The sequence below is a fragment of the Akkermansia biwaensis genome (assembly GCF_026072915.1).
Classification (GTDB): Bacteria; Verrucomicrobiota; Verrucomicrobiia; order Verrucomicrobiales; family Akkermansiaceae; genus Akkermansia; species Akkermansia biwaensis.
Genome location: NZ_AP025943.1, coordinates 1,106,797 through 1,131,932 on the forward strand (window position 1 = coordinate 1,106,797; position 25,136 = coordinate 1,131,932).

The 25,136-nt window shown below is 58.4% G+C and carries 21 protein-coding genes; 12 read left to right on the plus strand and 9 right to left on the minus strand.

Features of this window, described 5'->3' with window-relative positions; translation table 11 throughout:
- Positions 1–16 precede the first annotated feature (16 nt).
- Complete coding sequence (locus OQH67_RS04530; RefSeq protein ID WP_215435507.1) at positions 17–880, plus strand: aldo/keto reductase; 864 nt, start codon at positions 17–19, stop codon at positions 878–880.
- A 21-nt stretch (positions 881–901) separates the two neighbouring features.
- Here OQH67_RS04530 and OQH67_RS04535 read toward each other — a convergent pair whose 3' ends face one another.
- Both OQH67_RS04535 and OQH67_RS04540 read right to left on the minus strand, forming a co-directional pair.
- The gene (locus OQH67_RS04535; RefSeq protein WP_215435449.1) at positions 902–2,056 is read right to left on the minus strand and encodes a hypothetical protein; all 1,155 of its coding nucleotides are present in this window, start codon (positions 2,054–2,056) and stop codon (positions 902–904) included.
- A 279-nt stretch (positions 2,057–2,335) separates the two neighbouring features.
- Entirely contained in the window at positions 2,336–4,909 is a 2,574-nt protein-coding gene (locus tag OQH67_RS04540; RefSeq protein WP_215435450.1) for a DNA topoisomerase, read from the minus strand.
- A gap of 243 nt (positions 4,910–5,152) precedes the next feature.
- Between OQH67_RS04540 and OQH67_RS04545 the strand changes: the two genes are divergently transcribed.
- Positions 5,153–5,590 carry a hypothetical protein gene (locus tag OQH67_RS04545; protein ID WP_130084203.1) on the plus strand — a complete coding sequence of 146 codons (438 nt, stop codon included), beginning with the start codon at positions 5,153–5,155 and terminating at the stop codon, positions 5,588–5,590.
- Between the two features lie 64 nt (positions 5,591–5,654).
- Here the strand turns inward: OQH67_RS04545 and cobA are convergent, their stop codons facing one another.
- Positions 5,655–7,226 carry a uroporphyrinogen-III C-methyltransferase gene (cobA, locus tag OQH67_RS04550; RefSeq protein WP_251828265.1) on the minus strand — a complete coding sequence of 524 codons (1,572 nt, stop codon included), beginning with the start codon at positions 7,224–7,226 and terminating at the stop codon, positions 5,655–5,657.
- A gap of 178 nt (positions 7,227–7,404) precedes the next feature.
- On the opposite strand from cobA, the gene OQH67_RS04555 reads away from it, so the two are divergent.
- From OQH67_RS04555 to OQH67_RS04585, 7 genes are all read left to right on the plus strand, one after another.
- Positions 7,405–7,863, plus strand: a complete 459-nt coding sequence (locus tag OQH67_RS04555) for a PepSY-like domain-containing protein (RefSeq protein ID WP_215435451.1) — start codon at positions 7,405–7,407, stop codon at positions 7,861–7,863.
- A gap of 180 nt (positions 7,864–8,043) precedes the next feature.
- The gene (locus OQH67_RS04560; protein WP_067569276.1) at positions 8,044–8,724 is read left to right on the plus strand and encodes a zinc metallopeptidase; all 681 of its coding nucleotides are present in this window, start codon (positions 8,044–8,046) and stop codon (positions 8,722–8,724) included.
- Between the two features lie 107 nt (positions 8,725–8,831).
- Complete coding sequence (locus OQH67_RS04565) at positions 8,832–9,833, plus strand: thiamine pyrophosphate-dependent dehydrogenase E1 component subunit alpha (protein ID WP_257227013.1); 1,002 nt, start codon at positions 8,832–8,834, stop codon at positions 9,831–9,833.
- Between the two features lie 21 nt (positions 9,834–9,854).
- Positions 9,855–10,829: an alpha-ketoacid dehydrogenase subunit beta gene (locus OQH67_RS04570; RefSeq protein ID WP_130084201.1), complete on the plus strand. Its 975-nt coding sequence runs from the start codon at positions 9,855–9,857 to the stop codon at positions 10,827–10,829.
- 19 nt (positions 10,830–10,848) lie between these two features.
- Positions 10,849–12,123, plus strand: coding sequence for a 2-oxo acid dehydrogenase subunit E2 (locus tag OQH67_RS04575; protein WP_215435452.1), 1,275 nt, complete (start codon positions 10,849–10,851; stop codon positions 12,121–12,123).
- Positions 12,124–12,155: 32 nt separating this feature from the next.
- On the plus strand, positions 12,156–12,974 hold the full coding sequence (locus tag OQH67_RS04580) for an LpxI family protein (protein ID WP_215435453.1): 819 nt from the start codon (positions 12,156–12,158) through the stop codon (positions 12,972–12,974).
- Positions 12,975–13,016: 42 nt separating this feature from the next.
- Positions 13,017–14,537, plus strand: a complete 1,521-nt coding sequence (locus tag OQH67_RS04585; RefSeq protein ID WP_215435454.1) for an oligosaccharide flippase family protein — start codon at positions 13,017–13,019, stop codon at positions 14,535–14,537.
- 18 nt (positions 14,538–14,555) lie between these two features.
- On the opposite strand, the gene OQH67_RS04590 is transcribed toward OQH67_RS04585, so the two are convergent.
- Positions 14,556–15,773, minus strand: a complete 1,218-nt coding sequence (locus OQH67_RS04590; RefSeq protein WP_215458952.1) for a Coenzyme F420 hydrogenase/dehydrogenase, beta subunit C-terminal domain — start codon at positions 15,771–15,773, stop codon at positions 14,556–14,558.
- Positions 15,774–16,201: 428 nt separating this feature from the next.
- Between OQH67_RS04590 and OQH67_RS04595 the strand changes: the two genes are divergently transcribed.
- Positions 16,202–17,410, plus strand: a complete 1,209-nt coding sequence (locus OQH67_RS04595) for a Coenzyme F420 hydrogenase/dehydrogenase, beta subunit C-terminal domain (RefSeq protein ID WP_215435456.1) — start codon at positions 16,202–16,204, stop codon at positions 17,408–17,410.
- 183 nt (positions 17,411–17,593) lie between these two features.
- Here OQH67_RS04595 and OQH67_RS04600 read toward each other — a convergent pair whose 3' ends face one another.
- The 4 genes from OQH67_RS04600 to OQH67_RS04615 form a co-directional block, all read right to left on the minus strand.
- Complete coding sequence (locus OQH67_RS04600; protein WP_215435457.1) at positions 17,594–17,929, minus strand: hypothetical protein; 336 nt, start codon at positions 17,927–17,929, stop codon at positions 17,594–17,596.
- Between the two features lie 78 nt (positions 17,930–18,007).
- The gene (locus tag OQH67_RS04605; protein ID WP_215435458.1) at positions 18,008–18,334 is read right to left on the minus strand and encodes a hypothetical protein; all 327 of its coding nucleotides are present in this window, start codon (positions 18,332–18,334) and stop codon (positions 18,008–18,010) included.
- Positions 18,335–18,379: 45 nt separating this feature from the next.
- Positions 18,380–18,928 (minus strand): WecB/TagA/CpsF family glycosyltransferase, encoded by a 549-nt coding sequence (locus OQH67_RS04610; RefSeq protein WP_215435459.1) that lies wholly within the window; start codon positions 18,926–18,928, stop codon positions 18,380–18,382.
- Between the two features lie 261 nt (positions 18,929–19,189).
- Positions 19,190–19,963, minus strand: coding sequence for an MBL fold metallo-hydrolase (locus OQH67_RS04615; RefSeq protein WP_215435460.1), 774 nt, complete (start codon positions 19,961–19,963; stop codon positions 19,190–19,192).
- A 64-nt stretch (positions 19,964–20,027) separates the two neighbouring features.
- On the opposite strand from OQH67_RS04615, the gene recN reads away from it, so the two are divergent.
- Positions 20,028–21,686: a DNA repair protein RecN gene (gene recN / locus OQH67_RS04620; protein ID WP_215435461.1), complete on the plus strand. Its 1,659-nt coding sequence runs from the start codon at positions 20,028–20,030 to the stop codon at positions 21,684–21,686.
- Positions 21,687–21,747: 61 nt separating this feature from the next.
- Here the strand turns inward: recN and OQH67_RS04625 are convergent, their stop codons facing one another.
- On the minus strand, positions 21,748–23,985 hold the full coding sequence (locus OQH67_RS04625; RefSeq protein WP_215435462.1) for a heavy metal translocating P-type ATPase: 2,238 nt from the start codon (positions 23,983–23,985) through the stop codon (positions 21,748–21,750).
- A 179-nt stretch (positions 23,986–24,164) separates the two neighbouring features.
- Here OQH67_RS04625 and OQH67_RS04630 point away from each other — a divergent pair, with 179 nt between their 5' ends.
- Positions 24,165–25,127: a glycoside hydrolase family 16 protein gene (locus tag OQH67_RS04630; RefSeq protein WP_215435463.1), complete on the plus strand. Its 963-nt coding sequence runs from the start codon at positions 24,165–24,167 to the stop codon at positions 25,125–25,127.
- Positions 25,128–25,136: the final 9 nt, after the last annotated feature.

Here is a 25,136-nt window from a genome sequence, read left to right on the forward strand (position 1 = left end):
GTGCTTCATGGAAAGCATGAGCGCCATCACTTCTCCCGGAGATACGCACCGTCTGAACAACGGGCTGCCGATGCCCGGCATCGGTTACGGAACGTACCTGTCCCCTGACGACGAGGCCGGGGTCCGCTGCATCCTGGACGCGCTGGAAGCGGGTTACCGCCTGATAGACACGGCCAGCCTGTACGGCAATGAAGACACGGTGGGCCGCGCCGTGCGTGAAAGCGCCCTGCTGCGGGAAGAAATATTCATCACCAGCAAAATCTGGAACACGGACCAGGGATACGACAGTACCCTGAGGGCATTTGACGCCTCCATGCAGCTTCTCCAGATGGACTATCTGGACTTGTACCTGATCCACTGGCCCGTGCCCGCCGGACATGCGGACGACTACAGGCAGCTCAACCGGGAAACCTGGAAAGCCATGGAACAGCTCTACCGGGACGGACGGATCAAAGCCATCGGCGTCAGCAACTTCCTCCCCCACCATCTGGAAGCCCTGATGGACCGGGCCGAAGTCATGCCCATGGTCAACCAGCTTGAAATCAATCCCCGGTACCATCAAACGGCCACGGCCGCCTTCTGCCGGGAAAACGGCATCCTCGTGGAATCATGGGGTCCTCTGGCCAGGGGAGGCGCGCTGGAGGAACCGATTCTGCGCCGCATTGCGGACAAGCACAACAAATCCGTCGCCCAAATCTGCATACGCTGGGTGCTGCAGCGCGGCATCGTGCCTCTGCCCAAATCCGCGCACAAGAATAGAATCCGCGCCAATCTGGACGTTTTCGACTTTTCCCTTGACGGGGAGGACATGGCCCTCATTGAAACGATGGACGCTCCCGGCAACTACTCCATTCATCCGGACTATCTTTCCGAGGAATAACCCTCCTGGAAAAACAGCCGTTCATCCGTTCCTCTTCCGGGCGGACTCCACCAGACGCTGACGGGCCTCCAATTTGGCCCGAAGCGCCTTTTCCCGTTCCTTCTCCTTTTCCTCTACGACCTTCTTCTCCGACTCCCGGAGCTCCCCGTACCGCAGCGGGTCCATTCCGGCCTCGTCCTCCGGCCCTTCATGGTGGTAAACGGGCAGGCCGTCCGCGGCCAGGCCCACATGGTAATAATGTTCATCCCTTACCTTGGGGTCCCGGCTCTTCTTGTTCATGCGGGAAATCATCACGGCATACCCCAGACCCGGAGCGTTCATGAGCTTCTTTTCCGCATCAAACAGAACGGCCACCCGGGCATTGTCGTACTCCAGCTTCATGACGCCGCAGACCATTTTCCCCTCCGTACTCCATTGAAAAGACAGAATTTTCCGGGTCAGGAAATTGGGTTTGCACGTCTCGTAGCCGCCCTTGACGGAATTCTTCGCCATTCTCAGGGAATAATCAGCATTGCTGAAAGTTTTTGATTCACGGGCGGCAATCTTCTCTCCCGGCGGCAGAAGGGAGGATACCGGACCGCGCATTTCCGTCCGCGCTTCAAGAAAGTGTTTTCCCGGCGCCAGCAGCCCCTTTCCCGTATCGTAGCAGGCGTAAACTTCTCCATTTTCCAGAACCATGTTGAAATTCTTCGGGCCGCCTCCGCTCGTGGAACGTACCTGCGGACTGTAATATTCCCGTATCACGAAGGGATTCCCCCTGATGGAAGTAACGGAAGTCGTGCAGGAAAAGCCGTCCACCTTCCTGGTTCCTGTTGTGGTCTTGGTGGCGGCTTTCCGGGCGGCCCCGCTGAATCTCGGGGAAATATCCTTTTCCACCGGAATCCAGGTAACCTTCTCAAGCTCCTTCATGATGTAAGGCCAAAACGTTTCCGCCAGCTTGATATCCCGCCGGGCTGTCGTGCCCGTCAGGGAACGGACCAGGGCGGCATCCTCCTCGTCCAGACGATTCAGGGGAATCTCCACGCGCTTCCGGTCTACCTTGACCGCCACCTTGGCCCCTGTACAGGACTGGAAAGTTCCCTTCACCACGTCTCCGAGCTTGGAGACCCATTCCCGTTCTCCCGGGAAAGGATAATCTTCCGCCAGGGCGCAACAGGCGCCGCACCACGCCAACATAAGGATTAATGCATGTTTCATCACAGGGAGAGAGGGTCGCAACTCCAGATTAGCACACGGAAGAAGGGGAAAAAGCTTTTTTCACACCTCCCACCGGCACAGGCCATGCGGAACCGCTCGTGCCCCGGTAAAAAGATGGCCGAATCACAGCTGCCGGGAAACCCACCCGCAAAAAGCAACCGCCTCCGGCAGAAAAATGCCCCCTGTGCCGGCCTTTCCGGTTATCTCCTCTTGAAGCAGAGGAAATCCGCCATCCGCGCCTCTACAGGGAAAATCCCTTTATTTGGCCTTCGGCTTGCCTTCCTTCCCCTTGCTTTCTTTGCTCTCTTTGGCATTCTTGCCGGAGCCTGCCGCTTTCCTGGCAGGGTACTTCTTTTCCCGGGGTGGGAATTCAAAGCCGATCTTGCCCAGCTTGGCATTGAACACGAGATAGGCGTCAAACGGACGCTTGGTGCGCTGGGAAATGAATCCCTTCATCAAATCTGATTTGCCCTCGGAAAGAATCTTCAACACCTGGTCCAGAGGAATCTCACGCCCCAGGATGGTACGGGCCACGGAAACGGGAGTATTTTCCTTCCCTGCCGTCAGGGTGGGCAGTTTCCATGCCTTGGCGGTTTCCATCACGTCGTGTTCTCCCATGCCGGGGACGATGACGCTGGCGGCCTTCACGGCTTCTTCATTGACTGCGGACTCGTCCTCCTCCCTGGCGGGGAAGTACAAGGTGGCGCGGCACTTGTCGTTGAGTTCCAGCCCGGCCTCAAAGGGCTTGCCGAAGCGGGATGTAAATCCTTGCAGAATCCCCGTCTTGCCGTCCACAATCAGGGTCTTCAACTCTTCATCCGCCATCTCGCGGCCGGAAATCACCTTGCGGATGCTGAACTTGCAGGAGCGGCAGGAAACGGCGTCCAGCGTGTTCTTCAGGCCGTGCGCATGGCAGCACGGGCAATCCAGGTCCATTTCCGGCAATTCCACCTGCTGCTGGGCTTCCTGGAAGTCATGGACGCGCTTCACAATCTCCCCGGTCAGCTTCTTGATGCCGTCCATGAAGGATTCCCGTCCCAGGGACGCCTGCTCCATCTGCTTGAGCTTGTATTCCCATTCTCCGGTCAGGCTGGGGGATGTCAGAGTTTTCAGGCCGATGCGCTCCAGCAGGGCGATCAATTCAATGCCGCGCCGCGTCGCCAGCAGGTCCCGGCCGTCGCGCGCAATGTATTCCTGGGAAATCAGGCCTTCAATGATGGAGGCGCGGGTGGCGGGCGTACCCAGGCCGCGTTCACTCATGGCGGCGGCCAGCTCTTCGTCGTGCACCAGTTTTCCGGCTCCTTCCATGGCGGCCAGCAAGGTGGCTTCATTATAGCGGGCCGGGGGCTTGGTCATGGCGTTGCGTATCTCGATTTCGCGCACGGCCGCCTGTTCGCCGTCCTGCACGGACACCAGTTCCTCCTTGGAGGAGCTGCCGGCCTTGCGGCCGTACACGGCCTGCCAGCCGGGTTCCACAAGCACGCGCCCCGTGGTCAGGAAGGCGTCCGTGACTCCGTCCCGGTGGTCGATGAGAGTGGTTCTCCTGGTATCTTCAAAAACGGCGGGAGGGAAGAAAACGGCCAGGAAACGCGCCATGACCATTTCAAAAAGCTTCTGCACGTCGCCACTCAGTTTTTCGATCTTGCCCGTCGGAATAATGGCGAAGTGGTCGCTCACCTTCTTGGTGTCAAACACGCGCCTGTTGGGCTTTACCCGCTTGTTGTCCAGAATGTCTCTGGCAAAGGGGGCGAACTCCGCATTCTCCTCCGCCACGGCGCCGACGATGCCGTACACCTTGCCCAGATAATCTTCCGGCAGGTAGCGGGAATCCGTACGGGGATAAGTCAGCACCTTGTGCTTTTCATAGCATTCCTGCGCAAGCTGGAGCGTCCTTTTGGCGGAAAAGCCGTAGCGGTTGGCGGCCTCCCTCTGGAGGGAAGTCAAATCGTACAGCAGGGGGGCAATCGTCGTAACGGGCTTCTTTTCCTCCGTCACCGTGCCGGACTTGCCCCGGCAGCGGTCGCGGATGACGGTAGCCAGCGCAGAATCCCAGATGCGCTCCGCACGGGAATGGGGATTGTCGTTCTTCTTCCAGTCACGGTCAATCCAGCGGCCGGAATAAACTCCGGATTGAACGCCGAAATCCGCCCACACCTCGGAATAGGGTTCCGGTTCAAACGCCTGGATCTCCAATTCGCGCTGCGTCAGGATGGCGAGCGTCGGCGTTTGGACGCGTCCGGCGGGCGTTACGCTGAACCCTCCGCGGGATTGAAGAATGGTCAGGGCGCGGGTGCTGTTCAGGCCTATCAGCCAGTCGGACTCGGAACGGCAGACGGCGGCGTTGGTCAGCGGCTGCATGTCCGCCTCGCTGCGCATGCTGTGCCAGGCGTTCAAAATGGCCTCGTCCGTCATGGACTGCATCCAGAGCCGGCGCGCGGGCTTCGTCCACTTGCCGTACCGTACCAGATTATGGAAAATCAATTCCCCTTCGCGGCCGGCATCGCATGCGTTGACGATTTCCGTCACGTCCTTGCTCCTGGCAAGCTGAAGAACCTTTTTCAACCGATCTTCGGACTGCTTGATGGGTTCCAGTTCAAAGGATTTGGGAATGACGGGCAGATAATCGAACTTCCAGGGGAGCGACTTGCCGCCCTCCGTCATGGGCTTCTTCTGCTCCAAGAGATGGCCTACGGCAGAAGTGATGATGGCTTTGTCGTTCTGGTAAAAGGAACCGGACTTGTCACGGGTGAATTTTCCAAGCTCTTTGCCGAGAACTCTCGCCAAATCAGTGGCTACGCTCGGCTTTTCTGCTATAATTAAGGTTTTGGACATATGAAAGGCTCGGAAAGATGAAAATAGTGGAAAATACGTGCACGTCAAAAACCGCTCCCGGCGGCGCGTTGCATCTGGAGGTGAATTCCTACTCCCCTACCCCCCATCCTTGTCAATCACCAATTATGTATCTACGGAAAAAGTGCCCCTTTATGTCAGGATTAAGGGCATTTCCGCCATTTCTCACTCGGTACAGCCTCGCTGTTCCCTTGCCAGCCGCGCAGCCGCATGCTATGAAACCGGATGATGAAAAGAAGCCTTTTTCCCGTTCTGTTTCCGGCCTGCATCGCCCTGCTGGCGGCCTGTTCCCCTACGCCATCCGACCGCATCGCCAAAAACATGCCGGTTTACCAGCAACTGCCAAAGGAACAGCAAGTCAAAGTAGCTCGGGGAGAACTTGAAAAAGGAATGAGTCCGGAGGCCGTCCTTCTGGCATGGGGAGAACCGGAACAGAAAATGGCGGGGTGGAGCAACGGCAAAAATACGGAACGCTGGATTTACACGCGTAGCGGCACAGGCTGGTCCCTGGGGCTGGGCGGGGGCGGATTCCGCGGCAGGGACTCCGGCGTCGGTACCGGAGTCGGCGTAACCATGCCGCTGGGAGGCAGGCCTCCCATTTCATACAACGTCCTGTTTGAAAACGGAAAAGTCGTTAGTTGGGAAGCCGTCAAGGGCTTCTGACACATCGGCGTCCCAAGACGGAACCATGCGCCAGAAGGCACGCGGAGCCACGGCCTTCTCCCCGTTACTTGCCGCAGGCCTTGAGGATGGCTTCCACCAGGCCGTTGATATCATGCTCCCTGGCCTTGATGGCAGGGAGATGTCCCAGTCCCTTTAAAGTATCCGTAGTCACGGGGCCGATGCTGGCCGCCTTGCACCCGGCCGGCCAGGGCAGTCCGAGCTTGAAGAAATTCTCCGCCGTGGAGGAGCTGGTGAACGTCACGATATCCGCCCCCGTCTCCCGGAAGACAGCCTGGGCTCCGGCCACGTCATCCGTCTCCGGTTCCGTTTTATAAGCTACGCATTCGTCCACAATGGCTCCCATGGATATCAGGCCGTCGTAGATAACGCGGCGGGCGTCTTCCCCGCGCACCCACAGAAACGTGCTGTGTTCGATGGTGCCTATTTCCTCCCGGGCGTCCTTGAATGCCTTGACCAGCCCTTCCGCCACGTACTTCTTAGGCATGATATCCACGGCCAGCCCGTATTCCCGGAGCTTGGCTTCCGTCCCCGGCCCGATGGCGGCAATCCTGGCGCCCCCGATGCTCCGAATGTCCTTGTACACGGCAAAAAACGCCTGGAAGAAGCGTTCCACGCCGTTGGGACTGGAAAAAACAAGCCAGTCATAGGTATGGGCATGCACCACGGCTTCCGCAAATTCCCGCTTGTCCGTAGGGGGGGCGATGCGGATGGTGGGCATTTCCAGCACTTCCGCACCCAGGCGGCGCAGCCGGGAACTCAATTCCCCCGCCTGCGCCCGCGTGCGGGTCACCACGATGCGCTTTCCGAACAAGGGCAGGCGTTCAAACCAATCCAGATGAACGCGTTCCTCCACCACGTCCCCGATCACGACCACGGACGGAGCGCCCAGCCCGGCCTTCAACACTTTTCCGGGCAGTGTCTCCACCGTACCCGCCACGGTGCGCTGTCTCCCCGTCGTGGCCCACTGAATGGCGGCGGCAGGCGTGGAAGGGACCTGCCCGTAACCGATCAGGGCCTTGCATATTTCCTCCAGCTTCTGCATGCCCATCAGCATGACCTTCGTCCCCCGCGCCTCTGCGATTCCCTTCAAGTCCAGGGAAGACTCCTTCTTGTTCACGTCCTCATGGCCCGTAAACACGGTAAACTGCGTGCAATGCCTGCGGTGCGTCACGGGAATGCCCGCATAGGCGGGACCCGCAATGGCGGAAGTAATGCCCGGTACAACTTCAAAAGCAACGCCGGCAGCATTCAGGGCTTCCGCCTCCTCTCCCCCCCGGCCGAACACATACGGGTCTCCCCCTTTCAGCCGCACCACTTTTTTCCCATGGCGGGCCAGCTTGACCAGCAGGGCATTGATTTCCTCCTGCGGCAGCGCATGCCGGGAAGCTCTTTTGCCTACAAAAATCCTTTCACAGGAAGCGGGCGCCCAATTCAGCATCTCCGCGGAACTCAGCGCGTCGTACACCAGCACTTCCGCCGTTTCCACCAGCTCCCGGCCGCGGACCGTAATCAGACCGGGGTCTCCCGGACCCGCTCCAAGCAAATAGACGATACCCTGTTGCATGTTGTCATTCAACCTCACGAACAGTCCCTTGGCGATAACAAACCCCGCCATGCGCACATGCACGCCCGTAAAATGAAAACCGTTCCTTTGAACTGGGGAAAATTCCCGGATACAAGCCCTTCGCACCCAAATCCGCCCCATTTTTCCATAGGCAGTGCGCAACGCAACTGTCACACGGAAGCCTGAAAAAAATCTTGTTTTTTTGAATGAATAAAATTATTGCATATGTATGAACATCTCAAAAATTCTTTTACCAGTCGTCTGCGCCGCCTTCATCGCACCCGGTCTCGCAGACATCCCGGCCTCCAATGTGCCCGCTCCCGTCAAAGCCCAGGTGCAGAACCAGTTCCCGAACGCCGGTGTCATCGAATGGGACTTTGATCATGACGAAGACGTTTATGAAGCGGAATTCCGCATCAACGGCCTGGAATACGACATGAAGCTCTCCGCAGACGGCACCGTCTTCCTCATCAAGGCGGACATTCCTCTCCAGAGCCTCCCTGCCCCGGTCAAGGCGGCGATCGCAAAGGACTTTCCGGAATACGCCCTGCGCAGCGCCAAGCAGATCACCGCACGGGGAACCGTAAAATACCGCGTTGACTGCCGCTCGGAAAGCGCCGCCGTCCGGAAGCTGGAACTGTATTATACCCCGGACGGCAGGCTCCTTTCCAAAAAAATTGACGACTGACCCTTCTCTCAGGAGCGTGGTTCCTTTATAACGAACGGGCCGTACACTGACACGCCGCCCTCTGGATTCAATGGAACCATATGATATAAAGTCAACACTGCAATGATTGAATTCCTCAACATAGACATCCTTTCCTATTACGTGCAGAATGCGGAAACCGCTCCGCAGCACTCCTATACCATTTACTGGATCATCCTGCTGGGCTCCATGCTGCTCAGCTGGCTGGTCAGCGCGCGGATGAAAAGCCGTTTCAGCGAATACTCCCAGATTCCCATCCCGATGACAGGACGGGAAGTGGCTGAGCAAATGCTGAAAGACAACCACATCACGGACGTCAAGGTAACGTCCACCCCGGGACATCTGACGGACCACTACAATCCGGCGGACAAGACCGTCAATCTGAGCGAATCCGTTTACAACTCCAACAGCATCGCGGCGGCGGCTGTGGCGGCCCATGAAGTGGGCCATGCCGTCCAGCACGCCCAGGCCTACCACTGGCTGGGGCTGCGCTCCGCGCTGGTACCCGTGGTGCAGCTCTCCTCCAACCTGGTCGGAATCGTGCTGATGATCGGCATCGTCCTGCTGGTGATGGGCGGTTCCCCCTGGGTATTGGGACTGGGCATCGGCCTGTTCGCTGTCACCACGATATTCGCCTTCATCACGCTCCCGGTGGAATTCGACGCTTCCGCCAGAGCCCTGAAATGGCTGGACCGTTCGCACCTGATGAACTACTTTGACCACGGCAAGGCCAAAAGCGCCCTCTTCTGGGCGGCCATGACCTATGTGGTGGGGGCTCTTTCCTCACTGGCCATGCTGCTGTACTACGTGTTCATTTTCATGAACGCCAGGGGCAGAAACTGACCCCTGCGAACCTTCCGCGCCGGACCTCCGGCCGACCGGAAGGCCGGGAGGCCCGGCGTATGATGAAATGACATTGCATTTCCGCATGCAGCATATAAAATAAGGACGTGGCACATGGCGACACTACATTACCGGATTTGCAGGCAAGCGCCCTCAAGGCCTATCAAGCCATTCTTCTGGCGCGCGCCTTCGACACCAAAATTTCCAGCCTTTACAAAGCCGGAAAAATCACGGGCGGCGTTTATCTGGGCAGGGGCCATGAGGCCATTGCTGCCTGCGGCGGCGTTTTCCTTACTGCCGGCTACGACGTAATTGCACCCTTCATCCGCGAACAGGCCGCCCGCGTCGCATGGGGGGAACCCATCATTGAGGCGGCGCGCGCCTATCTGGGGTCCGCCCTGGGGTACATGAAGGGGAGGGACGGCAACGTTCACCGCGGCCTTCCGGCTGAAGGCTACATGGCCCCCATCAGCCATCTGGGCAGCTCCGTGGCTTTCGTCAACGGCTGCCTTTTCGCCAAACGGCTGGACGGCAAGCTTCCGGGCCCCGTAGGCATGGTTTTCTGCGGGGACGGCACCACTTCCACGGGAGCCTTTCATGAAGCGGCCAACATGGCCAAGGTGGAACAGCTTCCCCTGGTGCTGGTCGTGACGAATAACCAATTCGCCTACTCCACGCCCAACGTCCGCGAATTCGGCGGCGCCTCCCTGGCGGACAGGGGCCGCGGCTACGGATTCGCCGTTCATGAAGTGGACGGCACTGACTTCATGGCCCTTCTGGAAACGTTCTGGAAGGCCGTGGGCGCCGCGCGCAACGGAGAAGGCCCCCAGTGGGTGCTGGCCAAAACCCTGCGCATGTGCGGCCACGGGGAACATGACGACGCCTCCTACATCCCTAAGGAACTGAAAGAGGAATATGAAAAGAAAGACCCCGTATCCGTCGCGGAGCGCCAGCTTCTGGAAGCCGGATGGCTTACTCCGGAAGAAGCGGCGGACATGAAACGGCAGTATGCGGACGAAGTGCAGCTTGCCGTAGCCACGGCACAGCGGGAACCGGAGCCGGACCCCTTCCGGGAAGACTGGAACGCCACTGTCTGGAGACCTTATTAAGACCGCAAACGGAACATTCCCATGAGCGTAACATACATTGATGCCATTCACGACGCCCAGAAAGACCTGCTGACAGAAGACAAGGACGTCTTCCTGTACGGGCAGGACATAGGCGTTTTCGGCGGCGCATTCAAGGCCACCAAGGGCCTGAAGGATCTATTCCCGGACCGTGTGATAGACGCCCCCATCAGTGAGGACGCCATGGCGGGCATGGTCACCGGCGCGGCCGTCATGGGCAAAAAGCCCATCATGGAAGTCCAGTTTGCGGACTTCAGCACGATTGCTTTCAACCAGATTGTCAACATGGCTGCCACCCACTACTACCGTACGGGCATTCCGGCCAATATTACGGTGCGTCTCCCCTGCGGCGGAACGCCCGGCACGGGCCCCTTCCACAGCCAGAGCATGGAAGCCCTGTTCGCCCATTATCCCGGTCTGCATGTTATGACGCCGGCCACGGTGGCGGACGCCTACTGGATGCTGCGCCAGGCCGTGGAAATCCCTGATCCGGTCATCTTCCTGGAACACAAATTCCTGTACCGCTGGTTGAAGGCGGAAGACAACTACAAGGAAGCGCCCGTCGTCCCCTTCGGCATGGCGCGCATCGCCCGCACCGGAAAACACGCCACGGTAGTGGCGTACAGCGCCATGGTGCATGAAGCCGTCCGTGCGGCGGACCTTCTGGCACGGGAAAGCGGTTATGAAGTGGAAGTGGTGGACATGCGCACCGTGCGTCCGCTGGACATGGACACCGTCATCGCCTCCGTGGCGCGCACGGGCCGCGTGCTGGTAGTTGGGGAAGACTTTCCGTGGGGCGGAGTCACGGCGGAAATAGTCTCCCGCATCGTGGCGGAAGGCTTCCACCTGCTTGACGCGCCTCCCCAGCGGCTCAACGCCAAAGACACGCCCATCCCCCAGCATCCTAACCTGTGGAAAGCTCACCGTCCCACTCTGGAATCCATCGCCGCGTCCATCCGCCATCTTTTATCCATCTGATTCAACCCAGTTTCCAACCATGCCTAAAGTACCCATTCTCATGCCCCAGCTCGGGGACTCCATCGCGGAAGCCACCGTGCTCCGCCTGCTGGCGGCTCCGGGGGACTCCGTAGAAGCCGACCAGGAAATCTTTGAGGTAGAGACCAACAAGGCCACGATGGGCGTCACCACCATGTGCGGCGGCATCCTCAGCGACATGTTCATCAAGGAGGGGGACTCCGTCGTGGTCGGCGCCTGCATGGCGATGATTGAGGCCACGGACGAGGAAATCGAACGTTCCGGAGCCACTCCGGCGGGGGAAGACAACCAGCCCTCCTTGCCCGCCAGCCCGGAATCCGTCCCTCATTCCTCCCCTGCCGCCCCCGCCGCGGAGGACAAGCCTGCCGGCGTCCACTTCGGCGTAACGGGAGACTCCTATCAGGAACACGGCGCAGACCTGAAGGTACAGCCCAGCGTGCGCGGACTGCCCGTTCCCGCCGGCATGAAAGGCGCCCACTACATGTCCCCCCGCATGAAGGCCCGCATGGATGAACTTGGCATGAGGGCGTCCGACATAGCCTTCATCTCCGGTTCCGGATCCGGCGGCCGCGTCACCATTGACGATCTGGAGGAATTCCTGGAATACGTCAGCCAATGGCCGCGCCGCAAGGCATCCTCCATGCGCCTGGCCGTGGCGGACGCCATGCGCCGCAGCTGGACGCGCCCCCTGGCCTCCGCCGGGCGTCCCGTATTCATGGACCCCCTGATCAAGCACAGGCAGCACTCCCCGCACCGGCCCGGCATCACCCTTTACTTTGCGCGCGCCCTGGCCCTGGCCCTGGCGGAAAACCCGGAATGCGCGGGCTACCTGGTGGGAGAAAACATTCTTTCCCCCCGCGCCATTGACATCGGCATCGCCGTTCAGGTGGCGGACGGCGTCATGGTGCCCGTACTGCGCCGTGTGAATGAACGGACAATGGAAGAACTGCTGGAGGACTACAACCGCCTGATCGCCCAGGCGCGCCGCAGAAGGCTGGCCCCGGAAGACAGCACGGGGGGCATCGCCACTGTCACCAACTTCGGCGGCTTCGGCCTGACCTTCGCCGCTCCCATGCCCATGCCCAGCGAATCCATCATTCTGGGCGTAGGCGCCGTGACCAAGACCCCGGTATGGAGCGATGAAGTGGAAGCGTTCATTCCCATTTCCAAAGCCAACATCGTGGCTACAGGAGACCACCGCGTGGTGGACGGCGCCGACATCGGCCGCGTGCTCAAGCGGGTGGCGGAACTGCTCCAGCGCCCGGAATACCTGTAACTCTTTCCATTCCTCCCGCCTGCCCAAGCCGCATGACCACCAACCCGCCCGTCTTAGGTCTGGTAGCCGGTGACGGAGCCTATCCGGAATACATCGTCCGGGGAGCGCGCCGCCACACGCCGCACCTGCGCATCGTGGCCGTGGGCTTCAAGGGGGAAACCAACCCAGCGGTCATTCCCTTGTGCGACGAGTACCGGGAATTCAGCGTAGGGCAGATCAGCAAGCCCTTCTCCTTCCTGAAAAAACACGGTGTGACCGACGTCATCATGGCGGGGGGCATCAACCCCAAAAACATCCTTTCCCTCCGGCCGGACCTGCGCGCCCTTTCCGTCCTGATGCGCATGCCGGAGAAAAACGCGGACTCCCTGCTGGGGGCGGTCATCACGGAAGCGGAAAAGGAAGGCTTCAACATCCTGCCTGCCTCCACATACATGGAGGAACACATGCCGCAGCCGGGCCACATCGCCGGCCCCAGGCCCACTCCGGAACAATGGAAAGACGCCGTCTTCGGCATGCAGACGGCCAAGGAAATCAGCCGCCTGCACATCGGCCAGTCCGTCATCGTGCACCAGGGTACAGTCGTAGCCGTGGAGGCCATTGAAGGCACTAACAACTGCATCCGCCGCGGCGGCCAGCTTGCCGGGGGCAAACCCGCCACGCTGGCAAAAGTGGCACGCCAGGGGCACGACATGCGCTTCGACATCCCCACCGTAGGCCCCGCCACCATGGAAACATGCGCGGAATGTGGCATCCGCCAGGTTGCTCTTGAAGCGGGAAAAACCATCCTTCTGGAACGCGAGCGGGTCACGGAACTCTGCAAAAAACATAAAATCAGCCTCCACGCCATTTAGAACCATCCGTCCGTTCCGGCGTCCGGCACCTCAACCTTCCTCATGAACCAGCTCAAGGCAGGAGTCGCCCTCAATTTCGCCAGTACGGCCCTGCGCCTGGGAACGGCGTTCTTCATGACCCCCTACGTTCTCTCCTGCCTGGGCGCAGTGGAATACGGAACGTACACCCTGGTATCCTCCGTGATCATGTGGATGATCCTAGCGGACTTCGGCATCTCCGCCACCGTCTCACGCTACGTAGCGGAATTCCGCGCCAAAAAGGACCAAAAGAAGGAAGCCGTCTTCCTGAGCAACGTCATGCTGCTCAACATCATTTCCGGATTGGTCGTTTTCGTGGCCGGAATAATCGTCTATTGGAACATCTCGTTCCTTTTCCCCTCACTGCATGGAGAAAATCTGGAAAACTTCAAGGTCATGTACCTGATCTCCTTTTCCTACACGGTTCTCTACTTCCCATTCAAGGTATTTGCCGGCATTCCCGCCGGCCATCAGAAATTCATTGTTCCCGGACTTATCAACATCGCTTCCGCCATGCTGGCGGTGGCTGCCTCCGTACTCTTCCTATGGTGGGGATATAAGGCCATTACCCTGGTCATCATCAACGTAGCTTCCGGATTTGCTATTCTGGCAGGCTCTATCTTCTACTCCATCAAGAGTCTGGGCACCCGCATCCAGTGGGAAATCTCCCCGGAAATCGTGAAAATCATTCTCAAATACTCCTGCTGGATCTTCGTAGGAAGCATTGCCGACCTCCTTTACTGGAAAACGGGGAACATCATCATAGCACGCACGTCGGGCCCCATGGACGTGACCCTGTTCTCCCTGGGGATCAACTTCTCCAACTACTTCATCATCGTTTCCAGTGCCGTGGCAGGCGTCTTCTTCCCCAAAATCGTTTCCATGGTTGCCCTGAACCAAACCAACCAGGCACTGACCAGGCTCATGGCACGCGTCGGACGCCTCCAGCTCCTCTTCATAGGCCTGCTGATGATGGGCTTCATCTTTTTCGGCCAGCAATTCCTGACCCTGTGGGTGGGCAGAACTCTGGGTTCCAGCACTTATATCTGCTGGATCATCGGGTTGCTTGTGGTCATTCCCCTGAGCCTTCCTCTGGTCCAAAACCTGGGAATCCAAATCGTGCAGGCCAAAAACATGCACAACTACCGGGCCGTCATACTGCTGCTCATTGCCGTTTGCAACGTCATCGTGGGATACATGCTGTCCAAATCCTTCGGCGCACCGGGACTGGCGGCGGGAACGGCCCTCTCCCTCATCTGCGGACAGTGCATTGCCATGAATTACTTCTACCACAAAAAAGTGGGAATCAACATCAAGGTCTTCTTCTCCCGCCTCCTGAAAGGTAGTCTGCTGCCTGCCCTCATTCTATCCGCAACCGGGGCCCTGCTCGCCCGGCTGATTCCCATGTCGTCCCTGGTGCCGTTCTTTACAGGCATCTTTCTCTTTACGGCATGCTACATCCTCTGCGCGTGGCTTTTTTATATGAATGACTCGGAAAAATCACTCATCCTGAATACATTCAGGCGTTTTCGGAAAAATACCTGACCCCTTCATCCCGGATTGTCAGGACTTTGCCTTCCATGTGCGTATGAAGGCCTTCCACTTTCTCCATACCTTCCTCAACAACCGCATGAGAAAAGAAGGATTCCAGCGCCTGGAAATGCGGTTCATCCACCGCCGCTCCGGCCCTCTCTCCAGGCCCTCCGCCCATTTCCGATAATCCGCCGGCATGTTCGCAGAATGGGAATAGGAAGGATTCTGGGCAATTGCCTTTTGAAAATCCACTCTCTCCAAATAAAGACGGCCGCCTGCCGCACGCAAGGCTTCACGCCCCTTCTCCGAATGCTCCAGCACCAGAGACACCCCGTCATCCCTGTCCAGCTCCGGGGCAACCCATTGCACGCCCCAAAAATCCCCGAGCGTAATATCGGCCTGCCGGGGCGTCTTGTGGAACATGCATGCATAACATCCCGGCCTCAGGCAAATATCCATTAAAAATCCCCCCATGAAAGGGTCTCGCGTAAACGGGGCGACATAACGTTTTCCTTCCTCAAACTCCAGGAGCAGGCTGTAATTCTTCCATCCGGTATTCTTGTTCCTGAAATCCACTTTCCGCACACGTGAGCCATAATTGGCTTCCTGCCATTTGACGTAAGCCTCAAACAAATGGTCGGACGGTACCCCGTGGCAAACAATATCGACGGTCAGCAGGAGCTCATGCCGGCCGCCCAAAAAACTCAGCAACCCTCCAATCTGGCAGGGAACACCGGAAAACAGGACCGGAATACCGGCCTTCAAATCCTGCCGCACACTTTGATAAACAGTCCCTATGTCACTTTGGCGGTATTTCGACCCCCGCAGCCGGAAAAGCTGCCCGGCATCATCCACACGAACATGGCGTACGCGGAGATCCTCCCCCATGGACGCCCCGTACACGGCTCCCCCCTTCTCCAGAACGGACATGGCCAAGGCACTGAACACGCCGCCGGAAGAACTGGCAAGCCTGACTTCATCATCCAGATTCCAGCCTCCGTATGCGGCAGGCTCATGATCCGCCCCGGTGGAGGAACAGCCGCGCGCTTCCCCATTAAACACCGGACACACCTTGATGCACTTCCTGCACCCGATGCATGAAGACTCATCAATATGAGGATACCGGAAACCGCCGCCGTCCTCTCTCATCACAATGGAATGCGCAGGGCATGAATTCAGGCAGGCCGAACAACCGGAACATGAAGGTACGGACTGTATTAAAAAATTCTGGCTCAAGGCCTTTCTCATAAAAAGTTCTAATGCTGAACAAAACAGAAACTGGCGGATTTGGAATCCGGAGTCAAGCTACAATTCTGAGGAAAAGGCATTTGGCATCATTCTCTCCTCATTTGTTGGAACTCCGCCTTTCCGGACATGGACCCCGCCGGGTTCCAGCAGAAGGAAAATTTACACAACGCAAGCGGAAGGGAATTTTTCTTCATCTTTTTATTGCTCGAGATCAACAAACATCATTCTTGACTCTCTATCAAAATATTACGTGTTTTTCCGAAATATGCGAATTTTCCTATTGCTTGGAACTCAAAAGCCGGACCGTCCGAAAAGGGAACTTGGCTGTCTCTATAAAAAACCAGGTCGAATTCCAAATCCGTGCCGTCGAATTCCAAATCCGGTATGTCCCCGCTCCAGCCCCTTAATCGGCCTTTCATCATGTTCTTATGAATTCTCCACTGGCTCCAGACACACTGAACCAACTGGTTCCCCTGTGCAGCGGTTGCGGTGCATGCATGAACTCCTGCCCGAAAAATGCCATTAAACTCGTTCCGGATGCGGAAGGCTTTGTCCGTCCCAGGGTTCATTCAATGGACTGCACGGGCTGCAAAACATGTATCCGCATCTGCCCCGTGCTTCATGCGGAATCCCACCCTTCTCCTCAACAAAACCCCTTGGCCGTGTATGCGGGATGGAACAAGGACGAATCCATACGGCTTGCCAGTTCTTCCGGCGGTATATTCAGCGCGCTGGCCATATCCACCCTGAAAAAAGGAGGAACCGTATATGGAGCGGCCATGGGAGAGAACCTACGCGTCCGGCACATCCGTATCACCACGCCGGAGGAACTCTCCACCCTGCGCGGCTCCAAATATATCCAGAGCGACACCGGATGGATATACCGCACCGTCAAAAAAGACTTGAAAGAGGGCCTTCCAGTACTCTTCTCCGGAACACCGTGCCAAATTGCCGCGCTTCACCAATATCTGAAGCACGCCTACCCTCTGCTGCTCTGTGTGGATATCATTTGCCACGGCGTCCCCTCTCCAAAGCTCTTCCAGGAATATATCCGGCTCCGGGAATCCGGAGAGGAAAACCGCAAAGTAACCTCTGTCCAATTCCGGGACAAGCGGGTGGGATGGAAATCATTCAGCATGGTGTGCCGGTTCGGCGATGGAAAAGCCGCCTACGCGGAAACTCTCCACCGGGACTTGTTCATGCAGGGATTCCTGGGCAACTTCTGCCTGAGGCCTTCGTGCTACGCATGTGCCGCCCACAAGGAGCGCAGGCATGCAGACATCACGCTGGGAGACTTTTGGGGAGTGGACCTGCATATGCCGGAACTGGACGACGACAAGGGGACATCCCTTATCTTCATTCATTCCGCCAAAGGGGAAAGCATCTGGCGGGAGATTCAGGACGCCGTCTTTTCCAAACCCGTTCCCTATGAACTGGCCGTACGGTACAATCACGCCTACCACCAATCCTTTCCGCATCATCCTGCGGAAAAGCTGTTCCATGACAACATCGGCACCATTCCTTTGGAAGCCCTCATTGCATGGTGCCATAAAAAAGGACAGCCTTCCTTGCTGCGCCGGATCGCCAGAAAAGTAAAGCGCTCGACTAAAAGAATATGGAACCGCAGAATGCGCTGACCGGACTGGAATTTTCCCTTTCCAAACACAAAAGCCGCATCACGGCAGGCAAATCTCTGCCGTGATGCGGACATGTTCCGCTATCGGATCATTCCGGTCAGCCGTCACGTCGGAAAACGGTTGAAAGACGGCTTCCATGCCTGAAATGCGCGGAAAGGAACATGTAAAACAATTCTACCGTCCTCAGGCGTCTCTGGCCGCATCCTTGGCGGCTTCAGCCTTGTCGCCCATCCGGTCAGCCGCATGCTGCATGGCATCCTTGCTGTCCTGATAGGTATCCTTCACGGCATCCTTGCTTTTTTCGTAAGTGTCTTTTACTGCTTCCTTGCCTTGTTCCATCTTTTTGGCGGCGGCATCCTTGGCGGCTTCGGCGCCCTTCTTCATATGTTCCTTGGCTTCAGCCATATCCTTGTCCCCCTTGTCTCCATTGGGGGAAGAGCCTCCACAGGCCCCCTGGGCGAAAGCGACAACGGGAACCGCTGCCAGTACTGCTATTGCTGTATAAATGAGTTTTTTCATGATGTTGATCTATTTAGATTCATTCTAATAGACTACGCTTTCATGAGAAATCGTCAAAGGACGTGCGTCATTGTGCGTTCACGCCTTTGCCCCGGCGGCCAGGGAAACGGCTGTAGAAACACATTCACGGCAAGAGACTTGGCCCTCCTTTTTCAACTCCCTGCACCGGGAATAACCCAGTCTGTCCACAAAACGCGCCATGATGTCTGCGCGGCATTCCTCCGGACTGCATTGAAGCGCTCCATACAAGGCTCCGCACAAGCCGTCCGGGGCCCTTCCTCCGCTGCATGCAGACAGGGGCTCCACCAAATCCATGCGCTCCAGGGCGGCGCACACGGTCTGGGCGCAATTGTAACGGTACGGTTCCGCACGGAACATGGACAGGGCCTTTTCCTCAATATTCATGGCCGGAACCGTAAGCCATGGAGCGGGAAGGGTCAAGTTCCTCCCCTATCTTCCCGTCAGCACGTACCACAGGAACAGGCTGTTGTGCTTCACGTACCTTTTGAGCAGCCGGCGCGGCTCCCTGCAAATGCGGTACAGCCATTCCAGACTGTTCTTCTGCATCCACACCGGCGCACGTTTCACCGTGCCCGCATGAAAGGCAAAAGCCGCTCCCACGCCTGCATAAACGGCGGGAGGAAGCAGGTCCTTTTGTTCCGCCATCCACCGTTCCTGCTTGGGACACCCCAGCCCCACCCAGACTACATTGGCTCCGCTGCTGGCAATGGTCTCCCTCATATCCTGCAAATCCTTCTCACTCCAGGAGCGGAACGGCGGAGAATAAACTCCGGCCAAACAAAAACCGGGGTACTTTTCCGCCAGCCTGGCCGCCAGGGTTTCCAGTGTCCTTTCGTCGCCCCCCAGCAGAAAATGTCTCAGGCCGGGATATTCGGCATTCGCCTTCACCACGGCTTCCATCAAATCCGGCCCGCTCACGCGTTCGGCGGTCCCCCCCCCCCCGCACTCTGTTGAGCTTCCATACCACCGGCATGCCATCCGGACAAATCACATCCATCCTCTCCAAAACCGCGCCATACTCCGGTTCATGTACGCCGCGGGTCATCACGTGCACATCCGCGGCGGCTACCAGAAAAGGAGCTTCCCCGGCCAGGGCACGTTCCACCAGAACGGAGCACATCTCCTCAACGGAGCTCACGGCCACGGAAAAGCCGAACACGTCCCTGGTGCCGATATCCGGCGATGCGTCATTCCTGTTCTTGTCGGGAAAAGAGGTCATGTCGGCAGGGAAGGAAGAAATCATGGCAGGGACAGCCGCAGGCCATCATAGGCCGCCCCCACGTTCTCCGGGAGCCTGCCGGACAAAATACGGTAATCCATGTTATGGGAAAGGTGCGTCAGAAAAGCCTGTCCGGGTTCGATGGCCCTGATGGCGGCCAGAGACTCGTCCAGGCACATGTGGGTGGGATGAAGGTCATAGCGCAAGCCGTCGATAATCAGAAGATCCGCCCCCTTCATGCGCTCCAGGGAGGCCTCCGGAATACTCTTGACATCAGGCATGTATACCAGCCGCATGCCTCCGGACTCCAGCATGTACGCACAAGTGTCCACGGCCGCATGGTCCACGGGGAGGGGGGTGGCCAGAACGGAGCCCACGCGGAAGGGTTCCGTCGCCTCGTGGGGTTCCGGCCGCACGTAGCCGGTTCTGGCCTTTCCGGACTCAAACGCCCAGCCGTACATGGTCCTCAAAGTCTTCATGGTTTCCGGGGAGGCGTACATGGGCAATCCTCCTGTTCTGCGCCAGCAGAAGGCTCGCAAATCGTCAAACCCGCCTATGTGATCCACATGAGCATGCGTGTACAGCACGGCATCCAGATCGGTAATATTTTCCCTCAGGGCCTGCTGACGCAGATCGGGAGAGGAATCCAGCAGGATGCGGGTGCCGGACGCCTCCACGTAAATGGAAGAACGCAACCGCTTGTTTCTGGGGTCCGGGGAGGTGCACACCGCACAGGAGCAACCTATCTGGGGGACCCCGGTAGACGTGCCCGTGCCCAAAAAGAGAATGTTCATCACGGATGTCATGGTTGCGTTTAGAGCTGATTATGCCATAATGCATTCAAAATCCAAAGCCCGAATGCTTACTTTGCTGAAAATCAGGAACCTGGCTCTCGTGGACCAGCTGCTGTGGGAACCCAGCTCCGGCTTCATCTGCATCACGGGGGAAACGGGAGCGGGCAAATCCGTCATCATCGGCGCCATTCGTCTGGCGCTGGGCGAACGTGCGGACAAAACGCTCATCCGTTCCGGAGAACAGCAATGCAGCGTGGAAGCCGTGTTCCATCTGCCGGACTCATCCTCCGTCCACGCCATTCTGAACGAACACGGAGTGCCTCCCTGTGAAGACGGCAACCTCATCATCAAGCGCATTATCTCCCCCACCGCCAACCGCCAGTTCCTGAACGACAGCCCCTGCACGCTGAACCTTCTGCGGGAGGCGGGCGCCTGCCTGGTGGACATGCACGGCCCCAATGACCACCGTTCCCTGACCTCCCATGACAGGCAGCTCTCCCTGCTGGACGCCTTCGGTGAACACGCCCGGCTGACGCAGGCCTACGCGGACTCCTGGAGACAATGGCAGGACGCGCGCAGGGCATATGACGACCTGGAGCACGCAGAAGCCGCCGCCGACCGGGAAATAGAACTGCTGCGCCACCAGGTGGACGAGATAGACGCCGCCGGATTCACCCCGGAGGAAGTGCTCACCCTGGAGGAACGCTGGCAGCGCGCCCGCAACGGAACAAGGCTCCAGGAGCTGGTATCCAGAATGCTCTCCATGCTGGAGGAAACGGACGGTCCCGGACTCGGCTCCCAGTTGCGGGAACTCTCCCGTGCCTCCCACGACCTGGAACGCATGGACTCCTCCACAGCTGCATGGCTGGCTCCGCTGGAGGGAGTGACGCTGGAACTTAAGGAAATTGAAAACCGCCTGGCGGACTACTCCGCGGAACTTGACTGCGATCCCCAGGAACTGTTCCGGCTTGAAGAACGCATCAACCTGCTGGAATCCCTGAAAATGAAATATGGGCATTCCTTTGAAGACATCGCCGCACGGCGGGAGGAAGCCGTATGCAGGCTGGACCGCATCGAGCACCGGACGGAACGCCTGGAAGAACTGCGGGCCGCCATTGCCCAGCTGCGCAAGCAGCTGGACGCCGCCGGACAGGCCCTGACGAAAGCACGCCAGGCCGCCGCGCCGCGTCTGGCGGAATCCATCGTCAAACACTCACGGGAACTGGGCTTCCGTCAGGCCGTATTTGAAATATCTCTGACTCCGCTCCAGGAACCCGGCTCACAGGGGATGGAAACGGTGGAATTCCTCTTCGGCCCCAACCCGGGAGAACCCTCCAAGCCCCTGAGGCTCATTGCATCCGGAGGGGAGCTGGCCCGCATCATGCTGGCGATCAAAAGCGCCCTGGCCCACAAGGACTCCACGCCACTGCTGGTGTTTGATGAAATAGACGCCAACGTGGGCGGGGAAGTGGCCCGGTCCGTGGGCTTTAAAATGCAGCAGCTGGGCGCCAGGCACCAAGTCATCTCCATCACGCACTTTCCGCAGGTGGCCGCCCTGGCCTCCCATCACTATCTGGTCCAGAAAGCCTCCGCGGGCAACCGCACCATCTCCTGCCTGCGGGAAGTGGACCAGGAAGAAAGAATAGACGAACTGGCCCGCATGCTGGGCGGCGGGGGCGATCACGCCCGCACACTGGCCCAGGCTCTTCTGCAAACCTCCTGACATTCTCTTTCAGCCCCTTCTCCATCAAGGGGAAATCCCTGCCCTGCGACGCCTCGCGGACTTACTTCTCCAGATGGGGCTTAAATGTGCGCAGCCTCAGGGAATTGAACACCACGCACAGGGAACTCAGGCTCATGGCCGCCGCGGCTATCATCGGATTCAATGTAATGCCGAAAGCCGGGTACAGGGCTCCGGCAGCCAGGGGAATGCCGATCGTATTATAGAAAAACGCCCAGAACAAATTCTGCCTGATAATGTGAAGCGTGGCACGCCCCAGTTGCAGGGCCTCCGCCACCCCGCGCGGATGGTTCTTCATCAGCACGATGTCGGAAGACTCCATCGCCAGGTCCGTCCCGGACTTCAGGGAAATGCCCACCTGGGCGCATGCCAGGGCGGGCGCGTCGTTCACACCGTCTCCGACCATCGCCACCCTGGCCCCCGCCTTCTCCATCTTCATGATGTGGGAGGCCTTTTCATCCGGCAGCACGTCGGAAACCACTTCGTCAATATGCAGTTCTTCCGCCATATGCCGCGCCGTAGCGGCATTGTCCCCTGTCAGCATCACCACGCGCATGTGCATTCTCTTCAAATTGTCCACGGCGGAAAGGCTGTCCGGCTTCAGGGAATCCGCCACCATGATCGCCCCGGCGGGGCGTCCTTCGCGTCCCACGTAAAGGGGAGAAGCGCCCTGCCTCATGAACTCCCTGAACCTCCCCTGTTCCTGCTCCCATGAAATCCCTTTCTCCTGCATAAACGCCAGGTTGCCGATGACGTACGGCACTCCGTCCACCGTTCCCGCAATCCCGCGGCCGGGCACGATGGACAGGTCCGCCACGGGCCGTACCGGCAGTTCCAGCATTCTGGCGTGCTCGTAAACGGCCTTTCCTACCGGATGCTCCGATCCCTGCTCCAGGGCGGCCGCCACTTCCATCAATTCATCCGCATTCATGCCGTGCTCCGGCAGGACGGCCACCACACGCGGTTCTCCGACAGTCAGGGTCCCCGTCTTGTCAAACACTACGGTATCCACGCGGCTCAGAGCCTCCAGCGCGCCGGCGGACTTGCACAGGATACCCAGGCGCGCCCCCCTGCCCGTGCCTACCATGATCGCAATGGGTGTGGCCAGGCCGAGAACGCAGGGACAGGAAATCACCAGCACGGCAATCGCCCTGGCAAGGGCAAAGGAAAAGCCCTCCCCGGCAGCCAGCCAGATGCCAAACACCGCAAGGGCAATCGCAATCACTGCGGGTACGAAAAAATAACACACCCGGTCCGCCAGCCGCGCAATGGGAGCCTTGGACTGTCCGGCCTGCTCCACCAGGCGGATCATGCGGGCCAGCGTGGAATCCCCGCCCACCCGTTCGGCGCGGACCTTGAGATACCCGGCGCGGTTGAACGTGCCGCTGATCACCCTGTCCCCGGCGCTCTTGTCCACGGGCATGCTTTCGCCCGTCAGGTCGGACTCGTCCAGAGCGGCCTGGCCCTCCGTAATCACGCCGTCCACCGGAACCCTCTGTCCGGTCTTCACCACAATCAGGTCGTCCACCTGGAGTTCATTCAGGGGCACGGCCCGTTCCTCCCCGTCATGCCAGACCAGGGCTTCCTGGGGAATCAAATTCACCAGCCCTTTCACGGCGGCGTTCGTCTTCCGGTAGGAACGGCGCTCCAGATACTTTCCCAGGGAAATCAGGGTGACGATCATGGCGGCGGATTCAAAATACAGCTCCATGGTATCCACTCTCCCGCCCCGCAGCATTCCGCCGCACAGCAGAAACAGGCCATACAGAAAGGCGGAACCGGAACCGATGGCGATCAGGGAATCCATATTGGGAGACAGGGTGGCCAACTGGCGCACGCCGTTGACCAGGTAACGCCTGTTCAGCCACAAAATCAGGGCCGCCAGGATACACTGCCCCCACAAATTCGCCCAAATCCCCCACTCTCCGGAAGGCGCCGGCCAGCTCCACATGGGCCCCATGGACAAATACATCAAAGGCAGCAGCAGCAAGACGGACCACACAAGCCGGGCGCCTCCGGCATCTTCCGCCTTTTCCTCTTCATCCTTGCCGGAAGGTGTTCCGTCCACCCAGTCCGCCAACTGGAATCCGGCTTTTTCCACCACCTCCGCCATGCGGCCCCTGGCGGGAGAACCATGCTCCCGGAAAACGACGGTCATGCGGCCTGTCAGCAAATTCAACTCCACGCTCTCCACTCCCTGCAACTCTCCCACGGCCCGTTCTACTTTGGCGGCACAGCCGGCGCAATGCATGCCGGAAACCAGATAATTCTTTTCTTCCATGGTCGTTAAAAGTGATTGTTCCCTTATTCAGACAAACTGAAACCCCTTATTGTTAGCCAATCCTAACACATGCCATGAAATTCTCAACACTCTTCCGCATCAACGAACTTTTATGGCAAAAAATGACAAACCGCCTTACCTATGACCGTAAAAGATAAAACAACCGTCATTTATATCATATGAAAACCGCCTCCCTTTTCCGGCCCCTGGCCTGCGCCGCACTTCTGGCCGTTCCCGTTCATGCCCAGCTCTACTCACTTCACGGGGACGGTGTCAAAAAAGCTGACAGAGTCGTGGAAAAGGCGGACTATTCCGATTATGAACTTGTCTGGAATGACGAATTTGACAAGGACGGCCGTCCCGACCCCGCCAAATGGAACTATGAAAACGGATTCGTCCGCAACAAGGAAGCCCAGTGGTACCAGCCGGAAAACGCCTACTGCAAGGACGGCATGCTGATCATTGAAGGCAGGAAGGAAAAGCGTCCCAATCCCCGCTACAACCCGGAAGGAAAAGACTGGCGCACCACCAGGAAGGAAGCGGAATATACATCCGCCTCATTGACGACGCAGGGCAAATTCTCCTGGCAGTACGGACGTTTTGAAATCCGCGCCAGATTCAGCCCGCGGGAGGGCATGTGGCCTGCGTTCTGGACCCTGGGGGTCAGGGAAGGCTGGCCCAGGTGCGGAGAAATAGACATCATGGAATACTACCAGTCCACGTATCTGGCCAACCTCTGCTGGGGGTCCGCCAAAAAACACGTGGGCAAATGGAGCTCTACCTACACGCCCCTGAAATGGCTGCGGGAAAAAGACCCGCAGTGGGATTCCCGCTTCCATGTCTTCCGCATGGACTGGGATGAAAAGGAAGTGCGCCTGTACGCGGACGACATCCTGCTGAACAAGACCTCCCTGGATAACACGATCAACGCCGTTTACAAGGAAGTCGCCAATCCCTTCCGGCAGCCCCACTTCATCATCCTGAACCTGGCTCTGGGAGCCACCGGAGGCGACCTGAACAAGCTCCCTCTGCCCCAGAAATATGAAATAGACTACGTCCGCATTTACCAGAAAAAGGATTCTCCTCACAAGGGAACCATTCCGTACCAGCCGGAAAAGAAGCCGGAGGCCCGGATAGAATGATGGCCGGGA